This window comes from Aeromonas sp. FDAARGOS 1419 (assembly GCF_019047045.1).
Lineage (GTDB): Bacteria > Pseudomonadota > Gammaproteobacteria > Enterobacterales > Aeromonadaceae > Aeromonas > Aeromonas veronii.
In genome coordinates this window covers 283,226-302,211 of record NZ_CP077209.1, presented here as the reverse complement: position 1 = coordinate 302,211, position 18,986 = coordinate 283,226, and the positions used below count along the sequence as shown (strand labels likewise).

Genomic DNA, 18,986 nt, shown 5'->3' with positions numbered 1-18,986 from the left:
CTCAGTGGTGCGATCCACGGTCATTATCTCGCTCATCATCAACCTCCGGTCACCGGCGGGAAGAAGGCCACCTCATCGCCATCATTGATGGGGGTATCGAGGGGCACCAAGGTCTGATTGACCGCGACCAAGAGCTTGCCTGCTTCCAGCGCCAGCGCCCACTTGTCGCCGCGTTTACAGAGCGCCGCGCGCAGTTGTTCGGCGGTGGCGTAGTCGCACGGCAGGCTCAACTCGTCGCAGGCCACCAGCTCTCTTACTTGCGCAAAAAACAGTACCTTGATCATGCTTGCTCCCCGCTATTTGACCCCAGCTGAAAATGGCCGGACTTGCCGCCCTTTTTCTCTACCAGCCGCACCTGTTCGATCACCATGTCCTTTTGTACCGCCTTACACATGTCGTAGATGGTCAACGCCGCTACCGACGCGGCGGTCAGCGCCTCCATCTCCACCCCGGTCTTGCCTGATAGCTTGCAGAGGGTGCGAATATGCACCCGATTCTGCTCGGCCAGCGGCACTATCTCCACCTCGACTTTGGTCAAGGCCAGCGGATGACAGAGGGGGATGAGATCGGAGGTCTTCTTGGCGGCCATGATGCCGGCGATGCGGGCGGTGGCGAATACATCCCCCTTGTGGTGCTGGCCGCTCAGGATCAGCGCCAGGGTCTCGGGGGCCATGGCAACAAACGCCTCGGCACGGGCTTCACGCTCGGTTACCTGCTTGTCGGTCACATCCACCATATGGGCTTCGCCGCTCTGGTTCAGATGCGTCAGGTTGGGCTGGGTCTGCTTGGTATCTGTCTGGTTCATCGTTTGCTCTCAGAGGTGGGAGACAAAGTTGCACGGCTTGGTGCGGGCATCGAGCTGATCGCGGATCAGTTGCTCCCAACCCAGCCGACAGGCGCCGGTGGAGCCCGGCAGACAGCAGATCAGGGTGCGATTGGCGAGTCCCGCCAGTGCACGGCTCTGCATGGCGGAGCCTTTAATCTCGGCAAAAGAGAGCTGACGGAACATCTCGCCAAAACCCTGTACGGTGCGCTCGAACAGCACACCGACCGCTTCCGGTACCCGGTTCTGTTCATTGAAGCCGGTACCGCCGTTAATCAGTACCACCTGCACCCCCTCATCGGCGATCCACTCGCTCACCCGCGCGCGGATGCGAAACAGGTTGTCCGGGCAGAGCGCCCGGTCGGCCAGCTGATGGCCTGCGTCGGTAAGGGCCGAGACAAGATAGTCGCCCGAGCTGTCATCGGCGGCGGTGCGGCTGTCGGAGACCGTCAGCACGGCGATCTTGAGGGGAATAAATGCGTTGTGTTTCTGTCCCATCGGGCAGCTCCTTGTGGCTATGGGCCGTCAACGAGGCAGGAAGAGAAGGGGTATGAAAGGCCAGCTGTCAGAGCGCAAAAACGGACGCAGACAGGGGTGACCAACTTGCTCAAGCGTGTGACGGCGGGCTGATTCTATCAAAGGTTTCACGAGATATGGGATTTAAAAGACACACAAATCTGATGCTTGTCCCATATATGAACAAAACGCAGGCCGGGGAAACCCGGCCTGTCGTCGCAGGATCAGAACCCTTTCACCCCGGTCATGTCGGGCAGCTGGTGAGCTATCCCCTTGTGACAGTCGATGCAGGTATTTTCACCACTGGCCAGATTGGTAGAGTGCATCTTGGCGGCACGCTGCCCCTGCAGGGAGAAGTCCATATACTCGAAGTTGTGGCAGTTGCGGCACTCGCGCGAATCGGTCTCTTTCATCCGCTGCCACTCCCGCTCCGCCATCTCGCGTCGGTGCGACTCGAACTTCTCGCGGGTATCCACCTTGCCGGTGATCATGCCCCACAGCTCCTTGGAAGCCTGCACCTTGCGGATGATCTTGTAGGTCCACTCGTGCGGTACGTGACAATCTGGGCAGCTGGCCCGCACACCGGAGCGGTTGGCGTAGTGGATGGTATCGCGATACTCCTCGTACACGTTGTCCTTCATCTCGTGACAGCTGGTGCAGAAGGCCTCGGTGTTGGATGCTTCCATGGCGGTGTTGAAACCACCCCAGAAAATCACGCCACCGAAGAAGCCCATCAGCAGGATGACCCAGAGTGCCGCCTTCGACGGTGACTTGAAGGTGGTCCACAGACGCTGGATAAAGCCGGGTAATTTCATCTATGGATTCCTCAGTTCAGCGCTTCAACCGGTTTAAAGGTATTTTCCACCAGCGGCTTGGCATCTGCTTGCGGCACATGGCACTGCAGGCAGAAGTAGCGACGCGGCGACACTTCACCCAGGGTAAGGCCGTCGCGGGTCTCGAAGTGAGTCGGACTGATCTTGGGGGCCTTCATGGCACTGGCATTCTTGAAGCTGTGGCAAGCCAGGCACTTGTTGACCTTGGTATCCACCTCATAGTTGCGGATATCGTGGGGGATCAGCGGCGGCTGATGCATGTACTGGCGATCATAGGGCTCGCCATCCTTGCGGAAATTCTTCATGGGTGCGGCATTGGCATCGGTCACCAGATCGGTGGCGCCCCGCTCGGACTTGAGCCCGCCGGTGCTGTTGGTGATCTCGGGGACAGCCGCCATCAGGGAACCCGCCATCAGACAGGCCAGCATTGCTCCAATCAGCTTTTTCATTATGTGTTCTCCGACGTTTTTTCTGCCTTGATGGCAAAACCTACAGTGATTTCAAAAACTTGTTCCGCGCAAACATCGATGCAGCGGCCACAGTTGGTACACTCCTGAGCCGCAATCAAGGGCCCGTGACCGCGCTTGGCACCGTGAACGGGGCCGCGCAGGATGGGACGCTCCGGGCAGACCGCATAACAATCCATGCAGTTGTTGCACCGCTCGCGCCCTTTGGCAGAAATCTTGATGAATCCGACCCGGTTGAGCAGGGCATAGAAGGCCCCCACCGGACAGAGATGACCACACCAGCCCCGCTCAACCACGAAGAGATCGAACAGGAACAGCACCGCCAGCAAAGCCCAGCCCGCCCCCATGCCAAACAGCAGACCGCGCATGGCGAGCGACACCGGGTTGACCAGTTCCCACACCAGCACGCCTGTCGCCGCCGGTGCCACCAGCGCCATAGCCAGCAGCCAGTAACGGGTAGCACGGCTGAACTGACCGTTGCCCTTGAGGCCAAGCCGCCCCCTGAGCCAGGCCGCCGCATCCGTGATGAGGTTGACCGGACAGACCCAGGAGCAGAAGACCCGCCCCCCGACCAGCCAGTAACCGACCAGCACAATGGCAGCACCCAGCCAGAGTGAGGTGATGGGCCAGTGGCCCGCCGCTACTGACTGCAACAACGTGAGGGGATCGGTGAGCGGCACCGTCTCCAGCAACAGCGAGCTGGAGAGGTTGCCCTTGAGGATCCAGACACCCACCAGCGGCCCCAGCAGGAACAATGCGAGCACACCGAACTGGCTGAGCCTGCGCAGCAGCAGGAATCGGTGGGAACGCCACCATCCCAGCTTGATGCGCGCCTCGGCCCCCGGATAACGACTCATAGTCCCTCCGGTTTACGGGTTGGCAGAGTGAGCCTGTCGCCAATGAGCGACTTGCCCGCCTTCGCCTTCTCTTCCCAGCCAAGCCGATAGTGATGACCCAGCTCCCCCTTGGCGAGCTGGCGCGGAACCACCTTGATGGCCGCCTCCTCCAGCACGCAGGCATGCTCGCACTTGCCACAGCCGGTACAGATATCGCTGTGCACCGTGGGCAGGAACATGGCGTGCTTGCCAGTGCGCTGGTTGTGCTGCAGCTCAAGAGTGATCGCCTTGTCTATCAGCGGGCAGACCCGATAACAGACATCGCAACGTAAACCCAGATAGTTGAGGCAGGTCTCGTGATCGATGAGTACTGCCACCCCCATCCGCGCCTGATCGATATCGGTCATCTGCTGATCCAGCGCCCCGCTCGGGCAGGCCTCTACGCAAGGGATGTCATCACACATCTCGCACGGGACGGCGCGCGCCTTGAAATAAGGGGTGCCGGTGGTCACAGGGTCAAATAGCCGGGCGAGCTTGAGGGTGTCGTAGGGGCACGCCTCGACGCAGAGCCCGCAACGCACGCAGGCGCTGAGGAACTCTGTTTCATCGAGGGCGGCGGGCGGACGCAGCGCCTGAGCCGGCACTGCATGCACCTGCTGGCGGGCCATGCCGCCGAGCCCCACGCCAAGCAGGCTCACACCGCAAGCCCCCTTGGCCATGTCGGCCAGAAACTGGCGACGACTACGACTCATCTCGACTCCCCGCCTCAGGCCTTCATCACCTTGACGGCGCACTTCTTGTAATCCGTCTCTTTGGAGAGCGGATCGGTGGCGTCCAGGGTCAGCTTGTTGACCAGCTGGCTCGCATCAAAGAAGGGCATGAAGACCAGTCCTTTCGGCGGACGGTTGCGACCACGGGTCTCGACCCGGGTCTTCACCTCGCCACGGCGGGAGGAGACGATCACCTCTTCACCACGACGCACGCCGCGAGCCTTGGCATCGTCCGGGTGCATGAAGAGCACCGCATCCGGGAAGGCGCGATAGAGTTCGGGCACCCGACGGGTCATGGTGCCGGTGTGCCAATGCTCCAGCACGCGACCGGTGGAGAGCCACAGATCGTACTCTTTATCCGGCGACTCGGCGGCGGGCTCGAACGGCAGGGCGAAGATGACCGCCTTGCCATCGGGCTTGCCATAGAAGCGCACTCCCTCGCCCGCTTTCACATAGGGGTCGAACCCTTCGCGATAGCGCCACAGGGTCTCTTTGCCCTCTACTACCGGCCAGCGCAGACCGCGCGCTTCGTGGTACTGATCGAACGGCGCCAGATCGTGGCCGTGGCCACGACCGAAGGTGGCGTACTCCTCAAACAGCCCCTTCTGGACGTAGAACCCGAAGTGCTCGGCTTCGTCGTTCAGCAGCCCTTTGCTCTGCTCTTTCGGGAACTGGTTGACCTGACCGTTGGCATAGAGCACGTCGAACAGGGTTTTGCCCTTCACTTCCGGCATCTTGGCAATCAGCTCAGCTGGCCACACTTCCTCGACCTTGAAGCGCTTGGAGAACTCCATCAGCTGCCACAGGTCGGACTTGGCCCCTTCCGGCGCTTTCACCTGCTGGTGCCAGAACTGGGTGCGGCGCTCGGCGTTGCCGTAGGCCCCCTCTTTCTCCACCCACATGGCGGTGGGCAGGATGAGGTCCGCAGCCTGGGCAGTGACGGTCGGGTACGGATCGGAGACCACGATGAAGTTGCGCGGGTCGCGATAGCCAGGCAGGCGATCGGTATTCATGTTGGGGCCGGCCTGCATGTTGTTGTTGCACATCACCCAGTAGGCGTTGAGCTTGCCATCTTTGAGCATGCGATCCTGCAGCACGGCGTGGAAACCCACCTTGTCGGGAATGGTCCCTTCCGGCAGTTTCCAGATCTGCTCGGCAATGGCGCGGTGCTTGGGCTCGGTCACCACCATGTCGGCAGGCAGACGGTGGGCAAAGGTACCCACTTCACGCGCGGTGCCACAGGCAGAGGGCTGGCCGGTCAGTGAGAAAGGACCATTACCCGGCTCGGAGATCTTGCCGGTCAGCAGGTGGATGTTGTAGCAGAGGTTGTTGGCCCAGACGCCACGGGTATGCTGGTTGAAGCCCATGGTCCAGTAAGAGACCACCTTCTTGCCCGGATCGGCATAGAGCTTGGCCAGCTTTTCCAGCTTCTCTTTGGAGACGCCGGAGAGCTTGGAGACCGACTCCACATCGTAATCCGCCACGAACTTGGCAAACTCCTCGAAGGTCATCGGCGTGGCATCGCCGCTGTCCGGGTTCTTCGCTTTCTGCTGCAGCGGATCGGTCGGGCGTAGGCCGTAACCGATGTCGGTGGCCCCCTTCTTGAACACTGTGTGCTTGTTGACGAAGTCCCAGTTCACCTTGTCGTTCTGGATGATGTAGTTGGCGACATAGTTGAGGATCGCAAGGTCGGTCTGCGGGGTGAACACCATGCCGTTGTCCGCCAGCTCGAAGCTGCGGTGTTCGAAGGTCGAGAGCACGTGCACCTGCACATCCGGGTTGGAGAGACGGCGATCGGACATCCGCGACCAGAGGATGGGGTGCATCTCGGCCATGTTGGATCCCCACAGCACGAACGCATCGGCCTGTTCGATATCGTCGTAGCAGCCCATCGGTTCGTCCATGCCGAAGGTACGCATGAAGCCGACGACCGCAGAGGCCATACAGTGACGAGCATTGGGGTCGATGTTGTTGGAGCGGAAACCGGCCTTCATCAGCTTGGCGGCAGCATAGCCTTCCCAGACGGTCCACTGGCCGGAGCCGAACATGCCGACGGCGGTCGGCCCCTTCTCTTTCAGGGTCGCCTTGAACTTCTCGGCCATGATGTCGAACGCCTGATCCCAGCTGATGGGGGCAAAGTCGCCATCCTTGTCGAACTGGCCGTTCTTCATCCGCAGCATCGGCTGGGTGAGGCGATCCTGGCCATACATGATCTTGGAGAGGAAGTAGCCCTTGATGCAGTTGAGGCCACGGTTGACCGGTGCATCGGGGTCGCCCTGAGTCGCCACGACCCGACCATCCTGAGAGCCCACCAGCACGGAGCAGCCGGTACCGCAGAAGCGGCAGGGAGCCTTATCCCAATGGATGGCCGTCTTGTCGGTACTGGTGATGAGATTGGCTGCCAGCGTGGGGGCACTGACACCGGCCACGGCAGCGGCAGCTGCCACCGCGTTGGCCTTCATAAAGTCGCGTCGACTCAGCTTCATGGCATATCCTCACATTGCTTATCGCGTAATAGTTGTCGAATCTGTCGAACGGGAGCAAGCCATCAGCGGCAGAGGGCACGCCCGGCATCCCATCACTCTTTTCAGTGACCGCCCAGTTCATCGAACTGGTGGTAAATCAGGGCGGCAGAGAGCACACCCGGCATCGCCTGTATCGCATCAATGGCCGCCATGATCGGCCGCTGGCTCGGACCTTCCAGGGTCACGACCAGCTTGCCCTCGTCACTGACGGCGTGGATCTCGGCCCCTTCAAGGGCGCCAATCTGCTCGGCGAGCTGATGGCGCAAAGGGGGCTGGGTCAGCACCACCAGACTCGATACATGGAACTCCTGATCCATTGTGGCTTCTGTGTCACACGGCTTCTGACTCATTCTGACTCCTGCTTGAGGGTGGGCTGGCTCGCACCACCGGATGGGGCGGCTCGCCCGTCGACCTTGATGCTGCCAACCGGACAATCCTGCACACAGGCGCCGCAGCCATTACAGCGATCCGGCTCGACCGTCGGGGTGGGCACACGCCCCAGCACCGGAATAAAACGAATGGCATTGGGCTCGCAGCTGTCCTGACAGCGCTGGCAGAACACCTGACCATTGGCCAGACAGTTGGCCTCGATATGGGCCTTGTAGTGCCAGGGGGACTCGCTGGTCGGGCGAAACACAGGCGCCTTGCAGACCGTGGCGCACTCGGTGCAGAAGGTGCATTCGCCACGCTGGAAATCGACCACCGGAAAACCGCCCTCGCCATTCACCAGGATCTGCTCCGGACAGGCCGCCAGACAGTCCCCGCAGCGGGTGCAGTCGGCGACAAATGTCGACCAGTTGACTGACCAGGGCAACTGCACCGGCGGTTCGGCAGTTTTCAGCCGCCCCCGGAACAGGCCGCGGCGGGCAAGATCGATCTCATCCGGCATGTTGACTCCTGTTCTGGTGAAAAAGGGGACAGTGCGAGTCCATGATTGGCATTCTTGATACCAATTATAAGAGTGGGTGTATATTGCGGCCCTGACAAGGTAAGGGATATACCACCAGGGAGATAAACAGGGGGGATTCTTGCGCCAGATCAAAGCCTTGCAGCGCAATAAAAATGGAGGTATCGGTTAAAATACCTCCATGTGAGGATTGCTATTTAATCGTTGGCGATTTTTTGCGGTTATCCGCCGATCGAGGCGAGATGAGGGGTGATACCGGCATTGCCCTCATGGAGACGATGGGTAGCACTCTTGCCCGCCAGTGCCGCGCGAATGCGCTGTTGCAGCTCATCGGATTGTGCATCTGCGCCGAGCAGATCCCGCAGGTCGATGCCGTTGTCACCAAACAGGCACAGATGCAGCTTCCCCAGCGAGGAGACCCGCAGCCGGTTGCAACCGGCACAGAAATCCTTGCTGTAGGGCATGATGAGCCCCACCCCACCTTGCGAATCGGGGTGCATAAAGACCTGCGCCGGACCGTCATCCGTGCCCCGCAACTGCTGCACCCAGCCGCTCTCCAGCAAGCGCTGTTTGATCTGCTCGCCGCTGACATGGTGGTCACGAAACAGGGTATCCATCTCGCCGGTCTGCATCAGCTCGATAAAGCGCAGCTCGATAGGCTTGTGCCTGATCCAGCCCAGAAAGGCATCGAGCTGGTAGTCGTTGAGCCCCTTGAGCAGCACCGCATTGATCTTCACCGATTTGAAACCGGCGGCCAGTGCTGCTTCGATCCCCTCCATCACCTCGGCCAGCTTGTTCTCGCCGGTGATCTGATGAAACTGGCGCGGGTCGAGACTGTCGACACTGACATTCAGCGCGTTGAGTCCGGCATCAAACCACTCCTGAGCCCGCTCCTTGAGGCGATAGCCGTTGGTAGTCATGGCGACCTTCTCGATACCCGGGGTGGTGGCAATCACCTTGACGATCTCGGTGAAATCGCGGCGCAGGGAGGGCTCGCCCCCCGTGATGCGCACCTTGCGGGTGCCCATGGCGGCAAAACCGCTGACCACGCGGCGGATCTCGTCAATCGAGAGAAAGGGTTGACGCCCCGCTTTGTGACCTTCCGGGGGGCGATAGCCGTCAGGCAGGCAATAGGTGCAACGGAAATTGCACACATCGGTCACTGACAGACGCAAATAGTAAAAACGACGGGAAAAACCATCTTCAAGTGGCAACATAAACACCTTTCCAAATACGGGAGGCCAGGGCATTTCTTTCCTGACCCTTACAGCTCGAACGTCGGCTGACGGCTGGTTTCCCCCTATCGCTAGGACTTAGGCAAAACCGCTCGGAGTTCATCTAGTTTTTCGATGCTAACACAAGTTGGAGTACACTCCCACGCATCTTGCGGGGTCCTTATCACTATTCAGAGGTGCGCATCAGTATGGGAAAACGGTTCAGGGTCCATTCGGTCAGCAGTGCCATTGGCCGCGCCATGGTGTTGATCCTCTTCATGGCCAGCCTGATCGCGCTGGTCGCCATGGTCACCCTCTTCTACTCGGTACCCGATGCCAAGGCGATCAACCTCTCCGGTTCGCTGCGGATGCAGGCCTACCGGATGGCCTACGAAATCGAGCGGGGCGACAGCGTGCTGGGGCGCCTCTCCCAGTTTGAAGAGACCCTGCACGCCGAAGAGCTGCAGGAGACCCAGCGCTGGATCACTCCTGCCTCCCTGCGTCGCACCTATGGCGAGGTGCTCGGCCAGTGGCAGGTGATGCGCCAGCACATCGAGGATCGCACCCCCAGACGGTACACCGATAACACCGAGCAGTTTGTGGCGGCCATCGACAATTTCGTCAATCAGATGCAGTACCACGTGGAATTCAAGGTGCGGATGCTGGCGCTTGCGGAGGGGCTCGGCCTGCTGGCCATCATCACCATCGCCTGGTTCACGGTGCGCTTCACCCGTCAGCAGGTGGTCGCCCCCCTCAACCAGCTGGTCTACTGTGCCCGCCAGATCCAGCGGCAGGATTTCGATCTTAAGCTGCCCGCCCACGGCGAAAACGAACTGGGGGAGCTATCGCGCGCCTTCGTCACCATGGCCGATGAGCTGGGCAAACTCTATCGGGAGCTGGAAAACAAGGTGGAAGAGAAAACCGCCAAGCTGCAACAGGCCAACGACACCCTCTCGTTTCTCTACTCGACCGCCCAGAAGCTGCACGCCGCCCCGCTCAGTACCCGTACCCTCATCAAACTGCTGGACCGCGCCGCCGCCCACCAGCATATCGACCATATCCGGCTGACCCGCTTCGAACACAACGCCATGCCGGTCTACATCTCGGGACGCACCGGCTGGCCCGGCGATCTCGATGCGGTCGCCAGCTTTTATCTGCAGATGGATGAGCAGGAGTTCGGCCGCCTCGACATCATCAGCCAGCACCCCATCGATGAGCGGTTGATTAAAAACTTCACCATGCTGCTGGCTCAGGTGCTGCACAAAGACCAGACCCTGCTGCAACAGCAGCGACTGCTGCTGATGGAGGAGCGGGCGGTGATCGCCCGGGAGCTGCACGACTCGCTGGCGCAGGCCCTCTCCTATCTCAAGATCCAGTCCACCCTGCTCAAGCGCTCTTACGCCAAGGGGCAGCATGACAAGGCGCAGGAGGCGATGCAGCAGATCGACGAGGGACTTAGCAATGCCTATACCCAGTTGCGTGAACTGCTCGGTACCTTCCGTCTCACCATTGGCGATGCCAATCTGGGGGAAGCGATCCGCGTCATGCTCGATCAGCTGCAACCCCAAACCCAGGCCGAAATCCGGTTCCATTACGGACTGGCCGACAACGACCTGGAGGCGGGCCAGCATATCCACATTTTGCAGTTGATCCGTGAGGCAGTGCTCAATGCCATCAAACATGCCAACGCGCAAGTGATTGATGTTAGCTGTGAGACCCTCGCCAGTGGTAACATTGAGGTTCAGATTTCAGATGACGGTGTCGGGATCGGACTCGCCAGCTCGGCGATCAACCATTACGGTTTGAGCATCATGAACGAGCGCGCCAGCAAACTGCACGGTCTGCTGACCATCAACGAGCAGCAACCACAAGGCACCTGCGTGCATCTGACCTTTCCCACCAGTCTAGCGAGAGACGCCTGATGGACGAGATGAAATACACAGTTCTGGTCGTAGATGACCATCCCCTCATGCGCAAAGGGATTGTGCAGTTGCTGGCTCTGGAAGAGAACATGGAGGTGACCGGTGAAGCCTCCAACGGCACAGATGCCGTGGCGCTGGCCAAAGAGTCCGAGCCGGATCTGATCCTGCTCGACCTCAACATGAAGGGGCTCTCCGGCCTCGATACCCTCAAGGCGCTGCGGGCCGAAGAGATCACCTCCCGGGTGGTGATCCTCACCGTCTCCGATGCCCGTCAGGATGTGGTTGCTTTGCTCAAGGCGGGTGCTGATGGCTACCTGCTCAAGGATACCGAGCCTGATCTGCTGCTAGCCCAGCTGGCCGACGTGATGACCGGCAAGCAGATCCTGAGCGAACCGCTGCGCCCCTATCTCGAAAACATCTACGAGCTGGATCACCTGCAGCAGAAGCTGGAAAGCTTAACGCGTCGCGAAATGCAAATCCTGCGCGAAATTGCAAAAGGCCTCTCCAACAAACAGGTCGCCTCGGTACTCCATATCTCCGAGGGAACGGTCAAGGTTCACGTGAAGAGCCTGCTGAAGAAACTCGAGGCGCAAAGCCGCGTGGAAGCGGCTGTCATGTATCTGGAGCAGCGCAACTAAGCGCCCTCAACCGCCCGAAAAGCCACCCTCCGGTGGCTTTTTTCATTCTCTGGCACAGTCGCTGCATTGTCATATTCAGCAACTACTCAATGGAGGATGGAACATGAAACTACAACCTTTGGCACTGTTCCCCTTGCCTTCCCACATACTGCCGGGCGGCAAGCTTCCTCTGCGTCTGTTCGAGCCACGCCACCTGCAGATGCTCAAGGAGTCATTCATCAACGATCAAGGCTTTGGCATCGTGATGGAAGAGTCGACCACCTCGGGACAATCCGGCCGCATTCTGCCGGTGGGCACCCGGGTCAAGGTGACCGACTTCTACACCCTCAATGATGGCCTGCTGGGTGTGACGGTGCTGGGACTGGAGCGCTTCTGTATCCACGAGATGGAAACAGACGAGATGGGCCTGCGCCGGGCCAAGGTGGAGATGCTGCCCAACTGGCCGAGCACCCACTCCGATTTCAACGACAAGCTGCTGGTCAATCGCCTGCGGGAAGTGTTCGAGCAGTATCCGGAGCTTGATGAGCTCTATCCGGACAAGCGCTTTGAAGATGCCGCCTGGCTCTGCCAACGCTGGCTCGAGATATTGCCGATGCCGATTTATGAAAAGCAGATGCTGATTGCCAAACAAAACAGCGAAGCAGCCCGTAAATTCCTGCATCGCCTGATTTCACAATGACAAAAACAGCGTTGCAAAATGCAATTATTCCAACAATGAAAATGTGAAATTCGCATTTTGCGAGTAAGTAGGAACGCAAAACGCCATAACAAGAGAGAGCCGCTGCGCTAAACGGCCAAAATTGAACGCAAAAGAGTCTAAAAAAGTTGGCACAGATTTTTCATATAGATTGATACAACCCGATTTATCCCGTGCTCTCTTCAGTATTTGCTGAAGAACTGGTCAACCCACAAAGTTGACCATTTTTTTTATCCGCGCGTCGGCAACCGCTGACCAAAGTGACGCTGCAAACACTCTCTCAGCCGTGACAAGGTGATAGGCTTGGCGAGAAAGTCATCCATCCCCTGCGCCAGACAGCACGCCTTGTCCTCCGCCATCGCATTGGCCGTCAGGGCGACGATAGGCATAGTACATCCCAACTCACGCAAGCGCCGGGTGGCTTCCAGTCCGTCCATCAGGGGCATCCGCATATCCATCAGGATCAGATCCGGGAGCTGCTCATCCACCTGCGCCAGCGCCTCCAGACCATTGGCTGCCAGCCGTACCTTGCCCACCAGTTTTTGCAGCATCAGCGACACCACCAACTGGTTCACCGGGCTGTCCTCCACCACCAGCACATCCAGTGGCAGCAGTGCCGAAGCCCCCTCCTCCCGCTGCGGCTGGCTATGACAAGGCAGCGCCATGCCGGGCAGTTCGAACCAGAAACAGCTTCCCTTGCCCGGCTCGCTCTTCAGGTGGATCTCTCCCCCCATAAGCGTCACCAGACGCTTGCTGATGGCAAGACCGAGACCGGTACCGGAAAAACGCCGGGTGGCCGAGTTGTCGACCTGGGAGAAGGGCTCAAACAGCAGCGCCTGATCCGCATCAGCGATCCCGATCCCGGTGTCGGAGACCGAGATCAGCAGCTTCTCATCCTGCCAACCCAGGTGCAGAGTCACCTGCCCCTGCTCGGTAAACTTGAGGGCGTTGTCCAGCAGATTGCCCATCACCTGTGACAAACGCATCGGATCCCCCTGCAACTCCCGGGGCACAGACTCATCGACCCGATAAACCAGCGCGATCCCCTTGGCGGCGGCACGGGTTTGCAGCGGCTCGACCAGGGATTGGCAAAGCTGGACTGGCTGCAAGGTTTCGCAGTGCAACACCAGGGTTTGCGACTCGATTTTCGAAAAATCGAGCACGTCGTCAATGATGGTTTGCAGCAATCTGGCCGAGTGGGTGGCATGGCGCAGCAGGCTCTGTTGCTCCGGCGCCAGCTCGGCATGCTGCACCAGATCGAGCATCCCCAACACCGCATTCATGGGCGAACGGATCTCGTGGGTCATCATGGCCAGAAACTGGGACTTGGCACGGTTGGCCGCTTCAGCCTCATCCCGTGCCCGCGCCAGCTCCTCTTCCCTACGGATCTGGTTGCTGATATCCCGGGCAGTGCCGCGATAACCGATAAACAGGCCATCATGGTCAAAACAGGGCTCGGCGCTCACCTCCATCCAGCAGGGGCCGTGTTGCAGTGCAACCTGCATCCGCACCCCTCGCACCGGCTGGCGCAGCGCCAAAAGCTGCAGATATTTCTGGGCATCGCAGCTCTGCTTGTTACAGACGTAGTCATAGAGGGTCGGCCGGGTCGCTTGCGGGGTCATCTCATCCAGATAACCCGGCTCTGAGGCATAACTGAGGCGATGCTCGGCATCTGTCTCCCAGAACCAGTCAGAGGCCATGGCGGCGAAGCTGCGAAAACGGCGTTCGCTGGCCTGCAGCGCCTCGGTTTTTACCGCTACCTGCTCCTGCAAGCGGGCCCGATAGGTGATGTTGACCAGCGCCTGGGCGATAAGCGGACGGCAACGCTCCATAGAGGCCTTGCTGGTGAGATCGAAGGTGCCCGCCCGAGCGTGGCGGCAGATGAGGGTGGCGGTAAAACCGGGGGCCTGCAGCCCAGTCAGCATCACGCTGGCCCAGCCCGGCTCGCTCGCCAGCGGCGCCAGCTCAGGCAGCTGGGCGGGATCGTAAATCACCAGGGTTTCACCCGAGATGGCGCGGGCAAATGCCGGGGTCATGCACCAACTGCGGGCTGATAGCATTGGCTCGGTACTGAGGTGGGTACTTCCCTGCTCCCCTTCCCAGGCCACCACATCAGCGTGCTCAAAGCCGATAAAGGGTTTGAGCACCTGGATAAGGCTCTCCAGCACCTGCTCCAGCGTCTTGGCATCGGCGAGGGTGGCAACCCCACCCAGCAGGGTCTGGGACTCGTGACGATACTTGGCCTCGCGCTCGCGGCAACGCATAAGATCGACCAGCGTGGTCTGCAATTTGTCGCCGAGGGCTTCCAGTTCACTGTTGCCAATCATCTTGTTGCCTGCTCTGTTATGTTTTACCGACTCAACGGGTCAGGAAAATCACGCTCGATACCATCAGGTTGCCGTGGGCCAGCTCGCCATTGGGCAGCCGCCCCTGCTCACCGAAGGTAAAGGGGGTGATAAAGGGGATTTTGCCGAGACGAGCCTGGCTCTGCTCGACAAATTGGCACAACATATCACCTAGCGCCAAACGGCAACCAGCACAAAAGATGATGAGAGCGCCGATAGGCTGCAATTCCACATCGACCCCATACCCTGGCTCGACGCGCATGGCATTGAGGCTGCGCTGCAACAACCCTTCCTGACTGCTGTACATCAACAGCAGACGCTCCCCTTGCACCACATCGGTAAAGAGCCGCAGCCCGCCCTGTTCGGTCACTGCTTCGGGGTGGGAGAGTTTGTAGTAAGGAATGCCATCCAGCGACCCCACCTGACGGGCCAGCGGGGTGAGCGTGGTCTCCCGCAAAATCGCCCCCACCGGCCAGGGCTGCTCGCGCCCGCACCAGCGGGCATAGACCTCGGCGGCAGGTTGGTGATCGATAGTGAGTACCTCCCGCCCGTTGCAGGCGGTGATCTCGCCGCTGAATTCGGCAGGCACATAGCCCGAGTGAAACTGAAAAGCGAGCTGGCAATCGGGATAGAGCACCGCCAGACCGATGCCATCCTGAGCCACCGCCTCATCCCAGCAGAGCTGCCAGTCACCGCTGACGCTACTATCAGCCGCGGATCCACCGACCACCGGCACCGAGGCACCAAGTTCGGCCTCGATACCGGCCAGCAGCCCCTCTTCCTTGCCGGGACTGGCATGAAACAGGATCAGCTGGGGCAGCTCGCCCGGCCGACCACAGTCGCTCATGGCTCGGCGCAGCAACTGCCGCACATCCACCCCGTCACCGCTGGCACCGGCTACCCCGAATGCCCCTTTCTCATCGTACAGGGCAGCAACGGCCAGCCCATATCCGTCTCGGGCGTGGTGTCCCATCTCGGTCATGACGCCACCGCAAGAGCTGCACCCAAGCAGGCGGGTCGTCGGGAACTGGCGTTTGAGCGCGTCGCGCAGTATCGCCCCCTCATGGGCTTGGGTAAAATAGAGTAACAGCAGGGAGGGGGCCTGATCGGCATGGTGGCGCAGCTGCGCGCAGATATCTTGGGCCGCCAGCGATGAATTCTGGGCGAGGGAGTGAACGGTCAGAAATTTCAACACCATCTCCTTGTTTTATCGAATGGCAGCCTCAAGCAAAAATCATACCTTTATCAAACAATTATCTCGCTTCACTTGCTAACATAGCGGTCAACTGAGACCAATGACAGGACGCCCATATGTGGCAAAAAAACATCAATGACTTCGATCGGGTCGTTGCCATCGGTGGTGGCCACGGCATGGGACGAGTGCTTTCGTCCCTCTCGTTTCTCGGTCAACGGCTCACCGGCATCGTCGCCACCACAGATGATGGTGGCTCGACCGGACGCTTGCGCAAGAGTCAGGAGTGCATCGCCTGGGGCGATCTGCGCAACTGCCTGAACCAGCTGGTCACCGATCCCAGTATCGGCAGCCTGTTGTTCGAATACCGCTTCGCCGGCAAAGGCGAGCTGGCGGGTCACAACCTTGGCAACCTGATGCTGCTGGCGCTCGATAATCTCTGTGTCCGTCCTCTTGATGCTATCAAGCTGATCAGTGACATGCTCAAAATCGAGTCACAATTACTACCCATGTCTGAATTTCCCACCGATCTCTGCGCCCATATGGAGTGTGGCACCCAGATCCTGGGAGAGGTATCCATCGATCAACTGGCAACACCGCCCCTCTCCCTCGGCCTGATGCCGGAGGTGCAAGCGACCCGGGAAGCGGTGCTGGCATTGCAGCAGGCGGACATGATCATTCTGGGGCCGGGCAGTTTCCTCACCTCCATCATGCCGCCACTGCTGCTGGCCGAGATCGCACAGGCCATCAACGAGAGCAGCGCCATGCTGGTTTTCGTCTGCAATCTGGTAGCGGAAAACGGCCCTGCCAGCCAGCTGGATCTGATGAGTCAGTGTCGCTGGCTGGAGTCCCGGGTCGGTCAGGGTCGGCTGGATGCCATCCTGGCCCCACAAGGCGCGGGTGATGCGGGGGACTGGCAAGGGCGAGTGATCGAAGCCGAGCTGGGCGAGCTTGAGCTGCCCCATCGGCACGATCGGTTGAAGCTGAAACTGGCGCTGGACCGGATCATCCAGCAACTGCTCAACCAGCGTTAGGCAACGGTCACGGCGCCCCGGCATCCCTGCATGGCGCCGTTAATGATAATCGGCAAGAAACGCGAGCACCTGGGGCAAGGAGGCCTCCAGCAGTTGCAACTGGCGCTCTGCCTCGGCCACATCGGCCTGCTTGCTGGCCATCTCAAGTGCCATCACCTGCTGATAACTCGGTATGGCGCCATAGCTGCCACAGGATGATTTCATGCTGTGCGCCACCCGAGCCAGCGCCTCCCACTCTCCCTGTTCATAGAGGGGTCTGAGCTGACTCAGCTGCTCGCCCACCTCTTCAATAAAGACTGCGATGACCACGGGCAGCATATCCGGACCGATATCCTCTGCCAGCTGCTGCAACACCTTGCGATCCACCCACTCCATGCGAGGCTCCTCCTGAACGGTATTCAAACAGACCATACTATAGATAGTTTTCGATGTCGTGGCTCACGGCCAGGCAGTGATGAAGCACCCGATTGGATGGCTCAGGGAATAAAGTGGCAAAAAATGTGATCAGTATCGAAATAGCGATGCTGAAACGCCCGTCAAGACAACAACTTGATTGCCATAAATTAACAATTGATCAACACTTAATGCCGTCAGAGTGATGATGCTCAGCAACACCTCTCATCCCTTTTGCCTTTTATGGCTGCTGCGAAGAACCAGGGTAGGTATCTACCCTGGTATTTTTTTATCTTGCTCAAGCGCGACCTGGTTGGTCGCCACCCGCTCCCCCATGCGAAACAGATTGAATTCGCCGGGCGCCATTTTGACCCAATTCTCATTGCCGGTCAGCGGACGGGTGGTGATCAGGGTCACCACATCGTTGGGGGTGGTCTCGCTTTGAAAGTCGATCACCACCTCCTCATCCAGCAGGCTCGCCTCGCCAAATGGCGCACAACGGGTCAGCCAGTGCAGGTTGTTGGTGCAGTAGCTCATCACATACTCCCCGTCCGAGAGCAGCATGTTGAATACCCCGAACGCTCTAAGCTCGTCACACAAGGTGGCTAGATAGCGAAACATGGCGGGAAAGTTGGCCGGACGCTTGGGATATTTTTGCTCCAGCCGATCGAGCAGCCAGCAGAAGGCGTGCTCGCTGTCGGTATCCCCTACCGGACGGTGGCGGCCGGTTGGCAGCTTCTTGTAGCCGGTCAGCTGACCGTTGTGGGCGAAGGTCCAGTAACGACCCCACAGCTCACGGGTAAAGGGGTGGGTATTTTCCAGCGACACGCAGCCACGGTTGGCCTGCCGAATGTGGCTGACCACGGCGCAGCTCTTGATGGGCAGCGCCTGTACCAGTCTGGCGATGGGAGATTGGGCGCTGGGCTCGGGATCCTTGAAGGTGCGAAAGCCCTTCCCCTCGTAGAAGGTGATCCCCCAGCCATCCTTGTGGGGCCCGGTCTTGCCGCCGCGCAGCATCAACCCGGTAAAGCTGAAGCAGATATCGGTCGGCACATTGGCACTCATGCCGAGCAGTTCGCACATATCCGGCAGACTCCTTTCATGATTTGGCTTGTGTCATGTTCGACCAGCACACTGGTTCGACAGACAGCAGGGGAAGGCGCAATCCCTTCCCCTGTGACTGGCAACAACCGGCCGATGGCAAACCATGCTACCGGTGATGCCCTTATCTGGTAGTTATAGCCTGATTACTTGGCCATCTCTTTTTCGACCAGCTGGATCAGGATGTGGATCACCTTGATGTGCACTTCCTGAATACGGTCGGCATAGCCAAAGTGCGGTACCCGGATCTCGACATCCGCCAGACCTGCCATCTTGCCGCCATCCTTGCCGGTCAGGGCGATCACTTTCATCCCTTTGGCGCGGGCCGCCTCGATGGCTTTCAGGATATTGCCGGAGTTGCCGCTGGTGGAGATGCCAAGCAGCACGTCGCCACGGCGGCCGACCGCTTCTACGTAGCGGGAGAAGACATAGTCATAGCCAAAGTCGTTGGAGACGCAGGAGAGGTGGCTCGGATCTGAGATGGCGATACCGGCATAACCCGGGCGGTTCTCGCGGTAACGACCGGTCAGCTCTTCGGCGAAGTGCATGGCGTCACAGTGGGAGCCACCGTTGCCACAGGAGAGCACCTTGCCCTCTTCCTTGAAAGAGTCAGCCAGCAGTTTGGCGGCCGCTTCGATGTTTTTCAGGTTCTGCTCATCAGCCAGGAAGGCCTGCAGCACGCTGGCAGCTTCGGTCAGTTCATTGCGGATCAATTCTTGGTACATGATGTCTCTTCCACTGTTTTTAGTGTGCGTGTAGATCGCGGCTATTCT

Annotated in this window: 20 protein-coding genes and 1 riboswitch; of the genes, 4 read left to right on the top strand and 16 right to left on the bottom strand. The window is 59.5% G+C overall.

The annotated features are described in order from the left end of the window. Nucleotides 1-38: 38 nt before the first annotated feature. From moaD to moaA, 11 genes are all read right to left on the bottom strand, one after another. Nucleotides 39-284, bottom strand: a complete 246-nt coding sequence (moaD, locus tag I6L49_RS01340) for a molybdopterin synthase sulfur carrier subunit (protein WP_216950424.1) — start codon at nucleotides 282-284, stop codon at nucleotides 39-41. Further along, nucleotides 281-805, bottom strand: coding sequence for a cyclic pyranopterin monophosphate synthase MoaC (gene moaC, locus I6L49_RS01335; protein WP_005334445.1), 525 nt, complete (start codon nucleotides 803-805; stop codon nucleotides 281-283). Before moaC ends, moaD begins: the two co-directional genes overlap by 4 nt. A 9-nt stretch (nucleotides 806-814) precedes the next feature. Then, nucleotides 815-1,321: a molybdenum cofactor biosynthesis protein B gene (gene moaB / locus I6L49_RS01330; protein ID WP_120415734.1), complete on the bottom strand. Its 507-nt coding sequence runs from the start codon at nucleotides 1,319-1,321 to the stop codon at nucleotides 815-817. 242 nt (nucleotides 1,322-1,563) lie between these two features. Further along, the gene (locus tag I6L49_RS01325) at nucleotides 1,564-2,154 is read right to left on the bottom strand and encodes a cytochrome c3 family protein (RefSeq protein WP_216950423.1); all 591 of its coding nucleotides are present in this window, start codon (nucleotides 2,152-2,154) and stop codon (nucleotides 1,564-1,566) included. 11 nt (nucleotides 2,155-2,165) lie between these two features. Then, complete coding sequence (locus I6L49_RS01320; RefSeq protein ID WP_216950422.1) at nucleotides 2,166-2,621, bottom strand: nitrate reductase cytochrome c-type subunit; 456 nt, start codon at nucleotides 2,619-2,621, stop codon at nucleotides 2,166-2,168. Continuing rightward, nucleotides 2,621-3,496 carry a quinol dehydrogenase ferredoxin subunit NapH gene (gene napH / locus I6L49_RS01315; RefSeq protein ID WP_216950421.1) on the bottom strand — a complete coding sequence of 292 codons (876 nt, stop codon included), beginning with the start codon at nucleotides 3,494-3,496 and terminating at the stop codon, nucleotides 2,621-2,623. Before napH ends, I6L49_RS01320 begins: the two co-directional genes overlap by 1 nt. Next, nucleotides 3,493-4,227, bottom strand: coding sequence for a ferredoxin-type protein NapG (napG, locus tag I6L49_RS01310; protein WP_216950420.1), 735 nt, complete (start codon nucleotides 4,225-4,227; stop codon nucleotides 3,493-3,495). Before napG ends, napH begins: the two co-directional genes overlap by 4 nt. 14 nt (nucleotides 4,228-4,241) lie before the next feature. After that, the gene (napA, locus tag I6L49_RS01305) at nucleotides 4,242-6,731 is read right to left on the bottom strand and encodes a nitrate reductase catalytic subunit NapA (protein WP_216950419.1); all 2,490 of its coding nucleotides are present in this window, start codon (nucleotides 6,729-6,731) and stop codon (nucleotides 4,242-4,244) included. A gap of 101 nt (nucleotides 6,732-6,832) precedes the next feature. Further along, complete coding sequence (locus tag I6L49_RS01300; RefSeq protein WP_031227438.1) at nucleotides 6,833-7,087, bottom strand: chaperone NapD; 255 nt, start codon at nucleotides 7,085-7,087, stop codon at nucleotides 6,833-6,835. A 29-nt stretch (nucleotides 7,088-7,116) separates the two neighbouring features. Beyond that, complete coding sequence (napF, locus tag I6L49_RS01295; RefSeq protein ID WP_216950418.1) at nucleotides 7,117-7,659, bottom strand: ferredoxin-type protein NapF; 543 nt, start codon at nucleotides 7,657-7,659, stop codon at nucleotides 7,117-7,119. 239 nt (nucleotides 7,660-7,898) lie between these two features. After that, nucleotides 7,899-8,894, bottom strand: coding sequence for a GTP 3',8-cyclase MoaA (moaA, locus tag I6L49_RS01290; RefSeq protein ID WP_041202018.1), 996 nt, complete (start codon nucleotides 8,892-8,894; stop codon nucleotides 7,899-7,901). Continuing rightward, nucleotides 8,882-9,022: riboswitch (molybdenum cofactor riboswitch) on the bottom strand. (Overlaps the previous gene by 13 nt.) Before the next feature lie 78 nt (nucleotides 9,023-9,100). Between moaA and narQ the strand changes: the two genes are divergently transcribed. From narQ to I6L49_RS01275, 3 genes are all read left to right on the top strand, one after another. Beyond that, nucleotides 9,101-10,813: a nitrate/nitrite two-component system sensor histidine kinase NarQ gene (gene narQ, locus I6L49_RS01285; protein ID WP_005334468.1), complete on the top strand. Its 1,713-nt coding sequence runs from the start codon at nucleotides 9,101-9,103 to the stop codon at nucleotides 10,811-10,813. Further along, on the top strand, nucleotides 10,813-11,451 hold the full coding sequence (narL, locus tag I6L49_RS01280) for a two-component system response regulator NarL (protein WP_005334471.1): 639 nt from the start codon (nucleotides 10,813-10,815) through the stop codon (nucleotides 11,449-11,451). The genes narQ and narL overlap by 1 nt, the downstream gene beginning before the upstream one ends. 103 nt (nucleotides 11,452-11,554) lie before the next feature. Next, nucleotides 11,555-12,130: an LON peptidase substrate-binding domain-containing protein gene (locus I6L49_RS01275; protein WP_005334473.1), complete on the top strand. Its 576-nt coding sequence runs from the start codon at nucleotides 11,555-11,557 to the stop codon at nucleotides 12,128-12,130. A gap of 248 nt (nucleotides 12,131-12,378) precedes the next feature. Here I6L49_RS01275 and I6L49_RS01270 read toward each other — a convergent pair whose 3' ends face one another. Then, a complete protein-coding gene (locus tag I6L49_RS01270; protein ID WP_216950417.1) occupies nucleotides 12,379-14,475 on the bottom strand; it encodes an ATP-binding protein in 2,097 nt (698 codons plus the stop codon). A gap of 31 nt (nucleotides 14,476-14,506) precedes the next feature. Further along, nucleotides 14,507-15,691 (bottom strand): FIST signal transduction protein, encoded by a 1,185-nt coding sequence (locus I6L49_RS01265; protein WP_216950416.1) that lies wholly within the window; start codon nucleotides 15,689-15,691, stop codon nucleotides 14,507-14,509. 113 nt (nucleotides 15,692-15,804) lie between these two features. Between I6L49_RS01265 and yvcK the strand changes: the two genes are divergently transcribed. Then, nucleotides 15,805-16,719, top strand: coding sequence for a uridine diphosphate-N-acetylglucosamine-binding protein YvcK (gene yvcK / locus I6L49_RS01260; protein WP_047438497.1), 915 nt, complete (start codon nucleotides 15,805-15,807; stop codon nucleotides 16,717-16,719). Nucleotides 16,720-16,758: 39 nt separating this feature from the next. On the opposite strand, the gene I6L49_RS01255 is transcribed toward yvcK, so the two are convergent. The 3 genes from I6L49_RS01255 to lpcA form a co-directional block, all read right to left on the bottom strand. Further along, on the bottom strand, nucleotides 16,759-17,094 hold the full coding sequence (locus I6L49_RS01255; protein WP_021229360.1) for an Hpt domain-containing protein: 336 nt from the start codon (nucleotides 17,092-17,094) through the stop codon (nucleotides 16,759-16,761). A gap of 291 nt (nucleotides 17,095-17,385) precedes the next feature. After that, nucleotides 17,386-18,195 (bottom strand): class II glutamine amidotransferase, encoded by an 810-nt coding sequence (locus tag I6L49_RS01250; protein WP_005344104.1) that lies wholly within the window; start codon nucleotides 18,193-18,195, stop codon nucleotides 17,386-17,388. Nucleotides 18,196-18,359: 164 nt separating this feature from the next. Continuing rightward, nucleotides 18,360-18,938, bottom strand: a complete 579-nt coding sequence (gene lpcA, locus I6L49_RS01245; protein ID WP_005334485.1) for a D-sedoheptulose 7-phosphate isomerase — start codon at nucleotides 18,936-18,938, stop codon at nucleotides 18,360-18,362. Between the last annotated feature and the right edge of the window lie 48 nt (nucleotides 18,939-18,986).